The sequence below is a fragment of the Providencia sp. PROV129 genome (assembly GCF_028482245.1).
Lineage (GTDB): Bacteria > Pseudomonadota > Gammaproteobacteria > Enterobacterales > Enterobacteriaceae > Providencia > Providencia vermicola.
The window spans coordinates 1-10255 of sequence record NZ_JAMPQD010000042.1 but is presented as its reverse complement, the minus strand read 5'-3'; the positions used below and the strand labels follow the sequence as shown (position 1 = coordinate 10255).

The following is a 10255-nucleotide window of genomic DNA, read 5'->3' as shown; positions in this document are numbered from 1 at the left end:
TGACGCCAACAACGCCACAGCGCGAAATATGACGAGGATTTTTAGAACCAAGGTGCTTGGATCATCACCGAACCATAAAACAATGCGCGACCGGCTAGCTCGCCGCTAAACATAACCACCATCAATGCTATAAGTAGTGGTACTGATGGCACTTTACCTTTGCCCCCTCTAACAGCTATCGCACAAGGTAAAACCATGCTCATTACCACTTGCCACCATAAGAGATAGCTTTCTCCTTGGCTTGCTGGTATTTGCGATCGGATAACTTGAGATATTAAGACAAGTATGACCCCTAATAACACACCGACTTTAATGGCTTTTGGCACAGGCTTTGCTAAAGCTTGAACAAACAGTGTGATAGAAACGAAGCCTAATACGATTGCAGTACCAATAAAAGCAATTTGTGTTGCTGAGCTATGCCAAAGCGGATGAGCAACCATCTGGTAATAGACTTGAGCAGTGACAAGAATTGCGGCTAGTCCGCCGATACCACTTAACCAGCCCAGCACGATATTACGTATATTTATCGTTGGTTGTAACCAACAAGAAAGTGCCCAAAGCGTGACTAGACCATTAAGCAAGACAAATGTAACTGCTTCTCGACTTAGCCATGAATGGCTTAGTCCAAGTACTGAACGATAAGCTTCTAACGGCACCCCTAAATGTCCCATAGACATAGATGAACCCACCACTTCAATTAACCAAATAATTATCACCGCGGTACGCAGGGATTTACCGACGAGTTTATGTTCCGTACTAACTTTCATTTGGTACAACGTCAATGCAAGTACTGCGCCGATCCCCCACTGACTCATCACAGTAAAAAATACCAATGGGAGCTCCATATGATGAATATTCATGATTAGTCCTCCATTCCAATAATCACAATATTTGGCTGGCTGATTGTGTGATCTGGTATATTGTAGCGTTTCTCCAATACTGCCCAGTTTGTCGTATGTTTTTTACGAAGTTCAGAAATTTCACCAAACTCAATTGCACCTGTAGGACAAGACTCAACACATCGAGGTAATAACCCCTCATCTAAACGCTCAGCACACATATTACACTTACTGGTTTTCCCTTCCGCAGGGTCAAAAACAGGGGCATGGTATGGACACGCCATGATACACATTTGGCAACCGATACATTTTTCATGGTCTTGTACCACAATTCCATCAGGACGCTTAGTGTAGGTATCCGCTGGGCAAACTTTTAAACATTGTGGGTCATCACAGTGGTTACACGACATCGTAATAAATGCCTGTGTATTCGGTGAGTCATCATTGAACTCACGAACACGGCGCCATAAAACGCCAGGAGGAGTGACATTCTCTGATTTACATGCCATAGAACAAGTGCGGCAGCCATAACAATCTTTTGTGTTGATTAAAAAACCATATTGCTTAACCATGATTATGCCTCCCTTCTGACATCAACGAGCGTACTATTACAGCAATGGCCTGTTCCTAAATGTTCCACTTGGTCATTTGTCACATGGCTACTACTCCCTCCTTGCTGTTCCCACCAGCCATTATCGAGAGAAATAACACCCTTTTTAATGTGCGTCGTGACCACCGCTATCGCTCGATGCTCCCCTCTATCATTAAACGTTACCGCCCATTCGCCATTTTTAATACCACGAATTTGCGCGTCTTCAGGGTGAATTAACACATTGGGTTGATTACGTTGTACTTCGAGGATCCATTCATTCATCCCATGACTAGAGTGAACACTGCGTGCTAACTTACGTTGCACTGCCATTAATGGATATTTTTTAGCCAGCTCGGGGGATCCCTTCACTGACTCTTTCACTTGATAATAAGCCACCACGGGTGAAAAATTTTTCTTTTGCCAATCCTCAATAAAGAAATGGGCTTTTTTAGTCGACGTTCTAAATACACCATCCTTGAATGGGATCCAATCACCTTCAACAGGTCTTACAGGGCCTTTTTCTAACATTTCACGCGTAATGCCAGAGCCTACAAGGCAAGCATCGATATAATGTTCAATCGGCTTATTAAACACCTCACCAAACCCGAAGCGCTCCGCTAAACGAGCAAAAATCCAGTAATCAGGCTTTGCTTCCCCAACTGGCTCAACCGCTTTTTCCATCAATTGGACATATTGGCTGCGTACCCCTGCCATCAGGCTGGTATCTTCAAAAATCGTCGTCACTGGCAAGACTAAATCTGCATATAACGCCGTTGAACTCATTAAATTATCAGCAACAACAACAAAAGGAACTTTCTTCAGCGCTTCCCGCACTTTGTTGGTATTGGGTAATTGTGTCATTACCCCCATCGTCATAATCCACCAAAAATTAATGGGATGCGGTTTTTCATTCACGATATAGTCACCGACTTTTGCCACTGGAATGGGTGGGATATTTTTTGCATTCGGTGCAGGAGGAACAATGGGACTAAATTTAGCCATCTGTCTTGCACCGCCTGCATCACAGACACCCGCACCGCGTTTGCCGATATTCCCTGTTAGCAAAGCAAGGTAAAACTGGCTTGCAGCCACATATGCACCATGCTCTGTACGCTGTGCTCCAGACATGTTTTGCACAATCATTGATGGCGTAATCGAGGAATAATCTCGCGCAAGACGCACGATAGTTTCGGCAGGCACATCTGTTTCTGCACTGACTCGTGCGATATCCCACTCTTTCGCTTGTCGATAAATTTGCTCAAAAACGGTGGTATAACTAAACTGACTAGGTAATTCATGCTGAAATAATGCAGGTTTAATCCCTGCTGAATCATGGCGAACAAGTTGCTGACTGAGAATATCAAACACCAAATAGCTATCAGGATCTTGGGCATCTTGCCTAAGTTGCTGTTGATTCTCATCCACTAAATACACAGCGCCAGTGTGTGCACGAAGAAAACCCTCATCAATACGATTTTCCTCAATGATAATTTTAATCATTCCAAGTGCTAACGCAGTATCGGTTCCAGGAATGATAGGGATCCACTCATCTGCTTTTGCTGCAGTCTCATTAAATCTCGGATCAATGACCACGAGTCGCGCACCATTTTTCCGTGCTTGATTATAGTTTTTAAAGTACGCCTGCATGGTTACCGCGGGATTATTTCCCCAACACAAAATATAACGACTATCCGCCACCGTATCTCGCGTGTCAGCGTATCGTAATCCCACCATTGGGATCATTGCCGCTGTTACCGCCGAACAACACAAAGAACCCGCTTGTTTTGTTGAGCCGCCTAGGTAATCAAAAAATGCCTTGCCCATATCATTTTTAATGGAGTCCATGTTTCCCGCATGGGTAGAGATAAATAACCCTTCGTTACCATACTTAGCGATAGTGTCACGAATATTTTTTTCTATTAGATCAAGAGCTTCATCCCAGCTAATCGGTTTAAATTCAGCTTTACCTTTCTCTCCTACACGTAATAATGGCGTCGTGACACGCTGGTCGTGATATACCCATTTTGTTCGACTCATTCCCCGTAAACAACATTTGACATTAAAGCCCTCTGTTGCCTGTATTTTCATCAACTTACCCTGGTAAGTATACGCTGTTAAGTTGCAGTGTAAGCACTCCATTGCACACGTTGAACGGAAAGTTTTGTAGTCAGATAACCTTAATCGTACTTTTGGCAGAGGCTGGTTATTGTTTCCCTGCGCAAAAGAACACGGTGTGATAGACGCCAATCCAATAACACCAAGTCCTTTTAGGAGTGTTCGGCGTTTTAGGCGTAATTCATTTATTGTTTTCATTATAGTAAACCTCGACATTGCTTTTAAAAGTACACTATATATATACCTTATTCATTAATAGTGAACTTGAGGCTAATCAAAATTTGCTATTATTTATAGGTACGAAATATCTACCTCTTAATGATTAGACCATCCATATCTTCAGTTATTAGCAGGGATCTGTGACTCATGATAAAATAGATGAACTTGTTAAAATGAGGTTTATGTATGTCTACCCTGCAAGGTGTTAATTCTGTTGATATCGCCGTAAGCATTCTGAATTTTATTGCCCAAAATGGCGGGATAGCGCGAGCTGCAGATATTTCCAAAGGTTGTGAAATATCCAAAAGCCGTTTACATAAATATTTGGTATCCCTTTGTCGTACTCAAATGCTTTATCAAGATACACAAACGAGCCGTTATGGATTAGGCCGCAACCTCACTTTTTTAGCGAATTTTGTGGAGCCTGAAGGGTCTTTTATTGAGGTTATCAATAACAGTTTGGTTCAATTTCGTGATGAACAAAACGTTTCAACGGGTGTTGCATTGCGCTCTGGAAAAGTGTTATCACTGGTTAAATACAACCGTAGTTTTAAAAATATCGAAATTGATTTCTTACCAAATACCCCATTGCCCACAGCCAAAAGTGCAGCGGGTCTAATCTATGCGGCTTTTGATAAGCAATTTGTGTGTGATGATTATTCGCAAGATGAACTCAATAAAGTCATTAACCAAGGTTATGCGATTCGTTATGAACCCACAAAGGGGATCCCAGGCGCACAGTCTATCGCCTGCCCTGTATTTAGTCAGAGTGGGGAATTAATCGCGGCGGCCGTTACGATGGGGTTTATTGATAAAACAGAAATGGAGCGGTTAGCGAACGCGCTCATTAAGCAGGTAAAAACACTCACATTATAATTTTTCTTGTCGATTAAAAACTGATAAAAAAGCCGAGATAAACTCGGCTCATTTCTTCTACTTTACGTCAATACGTGGCAGTTCGCCCATCTCTTTCAATTTTTTAGAAATTTCGCGGCGTTCTTTCGACAATTCTGCATTCTTGATAATGTAATCATCAACACGGTCATCATAGTCGCTGCGCATATTGGCAATAATCGCCTGAATGTCTTCAATTGACATACCAGGCTTAATATATTCGCTTAAATTATCCAGTAATAAAACACGCTTCTGGTTATCACGAATTTTTTTCTCATTATCGGTAATTTCACGACGAATTTTATTTTTGCGACGAAACATACGCACAAATTCCAGAACATTTTGGAAAGACGGCTTGTTAGCGTTGTCCATGTTTAAAACCCTCTAGTCAATATTCAAAACGCATAATCTCATTACACAATACAATCTAATCGCCTTACGTTACAAGTCAGTTTCACATATTTATTGATTTAATCTCTCGAAAAAGATCATTGGGTTATACTTTTTCCACCTGTATTTCTTGATTATGTTGGTTTAACTTTGCTGGTTTCTCATTAAGACTAAGCTTTATATCATCAGTTTTATCATTTCTAAGACAAAAAGCAGACAATATCGTTGTGATGATCACAAACATCCCCATAATCAAATAGGTCTGCGCAAAACCAATTTTGTCATACCCCCATCCTGACAGTGGTGATAACACACTAGCAACCACCGAGCTCACACAACTAAACCCAACCAAATAAAGTGTTGAGGACAAGCGTTTATCAAAATGGTGGCTGTTATACTTGAAAATTGCCACCAGCAAGATAGGTAACTCAACGGCATGTAGCAATTTCATAACGGATATAAGAACAGGTCCCTCGACTAAACCTGAGCCGATAATCCGTAATGCCATAACTGAGCTAGCAAATAGTAATCCATTTTTAGCACCTATTCGGTTAACAATGAATGGCGCTAAGAACATCCCTCCAGCTTCAAGGAATACTTGCAATGAATTCAGATAACCGTACATCTCATTCCCTAATTTTTCATCTGGGAATTGATGCGAAAAATACACCATAAATTGCTGGTCATACACACTATAAATACATGTGCCTAATACAAATAGTATTAACGCCCAAAAGCGTGGCAAAGCAAAAAGTTGCAGTGCATCACGCAATGTAATAGCAGACGAATTACCATGTTCTAAATTATTATAGGCATCTGCATTCGCACTTTTAAGGTTTAATAGAATGATTAAGAAAAGTACACCTGATACTGTAGCCATAATAAAATTATAGTCAGGGTCGATATTAATGTTGCGCCCTGCAAAGAACGTCGCGGCCGCCCAACCAAGAGACCCCCACATTCTCGCCTTACCATATTCAAAATTACGTTGTCGACTTACACGCTCGGTGTAAGATTCAAGAACACCTATTCCTGCATGGAACGTCATACCAATAAATAACCCACCAACAATACTGCCAATCGCTATGTTCCAGTGTAATAATGTCCCGAACACCATAAAAAATGGCCCAGATGCAATCAGTAAAACTGCAATAAATAATAATAAGTTTTTGCGTAACCCTAATTTGTCTTGCAAAAAGCCGTACAATGGCTGAGCACATAACGCCACAATTGAAATACAGGCAAAGATAAACCCTGTGTCCGCCCCTTCTAAGCCAACATATTTACGCAGCCAAATGGCGACAACTGAAAATGTAGATGACCATGTAAAAAAGAAAAAAAACAACAATGCGCTCAATGACGCATAGTATTTCCTTGCACTGCTATTCATGTTAATCACCTATTATTAATTTACTTTTGGTAAATGTTAAGGTTAACATTTTTCAATTCCCACTCAAAAACAATTACTTTGTGATGTTAATCACTAATGTTAACGTTAACAATTTATTTATGTGATGAACATAACATTTCACGCGCTATAACCTAATAGTCCCCCCTTTCTGACACAGAAAATACCTTATTGATATTCAATTTAATTTACCTGCTATTTCAGATGGCCTTGGTTTAGCTTTGATAATAGATAGGGTATCATTGATTTATATAAAATAGTGAGTCTGAAGGTACTCCACTATCAGATTTAAATGCGCACAATTCAAACGGTGATAACGTTGCAAGATAATAAAAAACAACCATCATTCTTTATTCATGATTACGAAACTTTTGGTAAACGCCCTGCACTTGATAGGCCAGCCCAATTTGCAGGTGTGCGCACTGATTTAGACTTTAATATTATTGAAGAACCTGAAGTGTTTTACTGCGCGCCCGCGGATGATTACTTACCGCAGCCAGAGGCTGTGATGATCACAGGCATCACCCCACAAATAGCATTAGCCCAAGGCGTTAACGAGGCGGAGTTTACTAAACGCATCCATCACGCTTTTAGTGTGCCTAACACCTGTATTATGGGCTATAACAATATTCGTTTTGATGATGAAGTCACTCGCAATATTCTCTACCGTAATTTTTACGACCCCTACGCATACAGCTGGCAACAAAATAATTCACGTTGGGATTTACTTGACCCGCTGCGCGCTTGTTTTGCGCTACGTCCTGAAGGCATTGAATGGCCTGAAAATGATGACGGCTTGCCAAGCATGCGCTTAGAGCACTTAACAAAAGCCAATGGCGTTTCCCACGAGAATGCCCATGATGCAATGTCAGACGTCATTGCAACAATTAGCATGGCAAAATTACTTAAAGCGGCTCAACCACGTATGTTTGATTATTTTTATCAACTACGCAATAAAAACAAGGTAAGCCAACTTATTGATATTGTGGAAATAAAACCTTTAGTACATGTCTCTGGTATGTTTGGTGCATTGCGTTCCTATGTGAGCTTAGTCGCCCCGCTTGCTTGGCATCCTGAAAACCGCAATGCGGTCATTATGTGTGATTTATCCGCGGATATTTCGCCATTATTAACCTTAAATACCCAAGAACTACGCGAGCGTTTATACACACCTAAATCTGAGCTAAACGGTGAGCTTCCCGTTCCTGTGAAATTAGTGCACATCAATAAATGCCCAATTTTAGCCCCTGAAAAAACATTACGTGATGAAGATGCACTACGTACAGGGTTAGATAGGGATCTTTGTCATCGCAATTTAGAGATTTTGCGTAAGACCCCCGATATCCGTAATAAACTCATTGAGTTATTTAGTGAACCACAACAATTTGAAGTTTCAGATGATGTGGATGCACAAATATATAATGGCTTTTTTAGTCCATCAGACCGCTCCACCATGGACATCATTCGTGAAACCCCACCACAAAACTTACCTGCATTAGATTTAAGTTTTGAAGATAAGCGGATGAAAGAACTCTTTTTCCGTTATAAAGCGCGTAATTACCCAGCAACGTTATCTTTCGAAGAACAGCAACGCTGGCTGCAACATCGCCGTGATTATTTCAGCGAAGCTCGATTAACGGAATATATGCAACAAATACAATTCTTATTAGAAGAACATCAACATGATGAAAAACGCTGTCAGCAATTAAAAGCGTTGGTCAATTATGCGATGGAATTAGCGAGTTAAATAAGAAATGGGCAGAATAGAAACTCTCTGCCCATTTTTAGGTTTACATTAATTTAGACTAGTGTTCACCTGATTGACCACAACCACAATCTCCTTCCCAATGTTTACGCTTAGTGGTTTTTCCTAAACCTGGGTTCATTGTGTTAGTCGGGTCTGCATTTTTATAGAAAGACTTTAACTGCGGTGGCGCTTTATATAAATGCCCAACGTTATGCTCCGCAGGATATTGCGCACCACGTTCATCCAATAAAGCTAACATTTTTTCTTTTAGGTCTTTCGGGTTAACCCCTTTTTTCAAAACATAGTCTTGGTGCATAACGTGGCACATAAAGTGACCGCAATACAATTTATGCACTAATAAATCTTCAATTTCAGGGGGGAGTTTTTCAAACCAATCCCTATCATTACGGCGTAATGCGATATCCAGCGGCAATACATCCTCGACATCTTTATTATGAACCGCATGGTAACGAACCGCAGAACCGGCCGCCGCAAAGCGATGTAAAAAGGCTTTTGCTCCCTCTTCTGGAGTGCATTCAAAATAGCCACCATCTGCCTGTGCAAAATAAGATTTTAGCCAAACTTTTGCTTCATCAATTCCATCCCCTGCCATTTTTAGCATTAAATGATGCTCATAACGGTCACGAAATTCTTTCATTCGAGGTGGTAAATGCGATGGCCATAATTTGCTAAGCACCTGCATTGTGCGGTCAATTAAATTAGACGGTAAAAAAGGAACTTTATTTAATACAGCATCAATACGCCCTTTAATAGTAAAGAACATTGGCATTTTATCGGTGCCAAATTTATCAATCATTAAGAAAGTATCTTTACCGTATATTTCCGCGATATCAAAGCAGCCACGGTGCATATATTCACCTGCAACTGGCAGATTTTTAAATTCACTCAGAATATAGCGACGAATATCTTCCAGTACATCTGGGTTATTTGAGCCGATATAAAAAACCTGCGTTTTTTTATCCGCTGGGAAAGTATCCAAGCGAACCGCAAATACGGCCAATTTACCCGCACACCCTGACGCTTCAAATAAGCGACGTTCATCAGCATTAAAACGCGATGGCGAATCAGCATCAACATCCCGCACACGTTCAGCATATTCATGGTCGGACGCTAATTTATCACTAACTTGCACATCTTCACTACTATAACCGCGGTTTTGTAAGTTGGTTAAAATCTCTTCTGGTGTATTACCTAGATCAATCCCTAAATGGTTAACTAGCTCAACCTTTCCATCATCATTAACACGACCATACAACGCTAGCTCGGTATACGCAGGGCCACGGCGCACTAATGAGCCACCTGAACTGTTGCAAATTCCCCCAACAACAGATGCGCCAATACAGGAGGAACCAATAAGAGAGTGCGGCTCACGCCCAAGGGGTTTAAGGATTTTTTCTAGGTCATACAAGGTGCTGCCTGGCATGGCAACCACTTGGTTAAATTCGGGAAGCACTTGAATTTGGTTTAATCGCAATGTGCTGATAATCACGATATCGCGGTCATAATCATAACCACTTGGTGTCGAGCCTTCAGTCAGTCCTGTATTTGCAGCTTGCATCAAAACAATTTTATCGGCTTCTACACAGGCTTTGAATACATGCCATTGCTCTAGCAAGGTGGTTGGAAACACAACCGCAATCGCATCTCCAGTGCCGGAGCGGAACCCTTTGCGATAACGTTCTGTTTTGTGTGGCTCAGTGAGAATATTTTTCTTACCAACAATGTTCCTGAGTGTGAGTAATAATCGTTGATTCTCAGGTTTTTGTGCATCTTTCATGTGCGCGCCTTCTTACTCGAATTCATGTTGATTATGAGTTATGCAATATTAGTGCTAACAACAATATCACATAACATTATGATGTTAATAGGCTACACGTTTTATCTTAAAGATTTCTTAACAGGCAAAAAAATAGCGCCTAAGGCGCTGTTTTTAATTTCGGACTGATTTGAACGACTTCTCAACGCAAAATATAAAGAATATATTTTATCTTTCTTACACCCTGTATATTCAAAATAGTTCGCGTTGTCGT

At 40.9% G+C, this 10255-nt stretch carries 8 protein-coding genes; 2 read left to right on the top strand and 6 right to left on the bottom strand.

From position 1 onward, the window contains the following. Window positions 1-41: 41 nt before the first annotated feature. From PSF27_RS20485 to PSF27_RS20475, 3 genes are read right to left on the bottom strand one after another with little or no spacing between them, the layout of a single operon-like run. Window positions 42-860, bottom strand: coding sequence for a dimethyl sulfoxide reductase anchor subunit family protein (locus tag PSF27_RS20485; protein WP_272682161.1), 819 nt, complete (start codon window positions 858-860; stop codon window positions 42-44). 2 nt (window positions 861-862) lie between these two features. Further along, window positions 863-1411 carry a 4Fe-4S dicluster domain-containing protein gene (locus PSF27_RS20480; RefSeq protein ID WP_206082265.1) on the bottom strand — a complete coding sequence of 183 codons (549 nt, stop codon included), beginning with the start codon at window positions 1409-1411 and terminating at the stop codon, window positions 863-865. 2 nt (window positions 1412-1413) lie between these two features. Continuing rightward, window positions 1414-3744, bottom strand: coding sequence for a molybdopterin-containing oxidoreductase family protein (locus tag PSF27_RS20475; RefSeq protein WP_272682160.1), 2331 nt, complete (start codon window positions 3742-3744; stop codon window positions 1414-1416). A 207-nt stretch (window positions 3745-3951) separates the two neighbouring features. Here PSF27_RS20475 and PSF27_RS20470 point away from each other — a divergent pair, with 207 nt between their 5' ends. Next, entirely contained in the window at window positions 3952-4641 is a 690-nt protein-coding gene (locus tag PSF27_RS20470; RefSeq protein ID WP_272682159.1) for a helix-turn-helix domain-containing protein, read from the top strand. A 57-nt stretch (window positions 4642-4698) separates the two neighbouring features. Here PSF27_RS20470 and tmaR read toward each other — a convergent pair whose 3' ends face one another. Further along, the gene (gene tmaR / locus PSF27_RS20465) at window positions 4699-5031 is read right to left on the bottom strand and encodes a PTS system regulator TmaR (protein ID WP_004253179.1); all 333 of its coding nucleotides are present in this window, start codon (window positions 5029-5031) and stop codon (window positions 4699-4701) included. 124 nt (window positions 5032-5155) lie between these two features. Further along, on the bottom strand, window positions 5156-6439 hold the full coding sequence (locus PSF27_RS20460) for an MFS transporter (protein WP_272682158.1): 1284 nt from the start codon (window positions 6437-6439) through the stop codon (window positions 5156-5158). Between the two features lie 337 nt (window positions 6440-6776). Here PSF27_RS20460 and sbcB point away from each other — a divergent pair, with 337 nt between their 5' ends. After that, on the top strand, window positions 6777-8204 hold the full coding sequence (gene sbcB / locus PSF27_RS20455; protein WP_206082269.1) for an exodeoxyribonuclease I: 1428 nt from the start codon (window positions 6777-6779) through the stop codon (window positions 8202-8204). A 58-nt stretch (window positions 8205-8262) separates the two neighbouring features. On the opposite strand, the gene dld is transcribed toward sbcB, so the two are convergent. Continuing rightward, the gene (gene dld / locus PSF27_RS20450) at window positions 8263-10002 is read right to left on the bottom strand and encodes a D-lactate dehydrogenase (protein WP_206082270.1); all 1740 of its coding nucleotides are present in this window, start codon (window positions 10000-10002) and stop codon (window positions 8263-8265) included. Window positions 10003-10255 lie beyond the last annotated feature (253 nt).

Excerpts from the sequence above, each read along its gene's own strand:
- PSF27_RS20460 (WP_272682158.1), bottom strand. The coding sequence starts at position 6,439 with ATGAATAGCAGTGCAAGGAAATACTATGCGTCATTGAGCGCATTGTTG.
- PSF27_RS20480 (WP_206082265.1), bottom strand. The coding sequence starts at position 1,411 with ATGGTTAAGCAATATGGTTTTTTAATCAACACAAAAGATTGTTATGGC.
- PSF27_RS20470 (WP_272682159.1), top strand. The coding sequence starts at position 3,952 with ATGTCTACCCTGCAAGGTGTTAATTCTGTTGATATCGCCGTAAGCATT.
- PSF27_RS20485 (WP_272682161.1), bottom strand. The coding sequence starts at position 860 with ATGAATATTCATCATATGGAGCTCCCATTGGTATTTTTTACTGTGATG.
- tmaR (WP_004253179.1), bottom strand. The coding sequence starts at position 5,031 with ATGGACAACGCTAACAAGCCGTCTTTCCAAAATGTTCTGGAATTTGTG.
- dld (WP_206082270.1), bottom strand. The coding sequence starts at position 10,002 with ATGAAAGATGCACAAAAACCTGAGAATCAACGATTATTACTCACACTC.
- PSF27_RS20475 (WP_272682160.1), bottom strand. The coding sequence starts at position 3,744 with ATGAAAACAATAAATGAATTACGCCTAAAACGCCGAACACTCCTAAAA.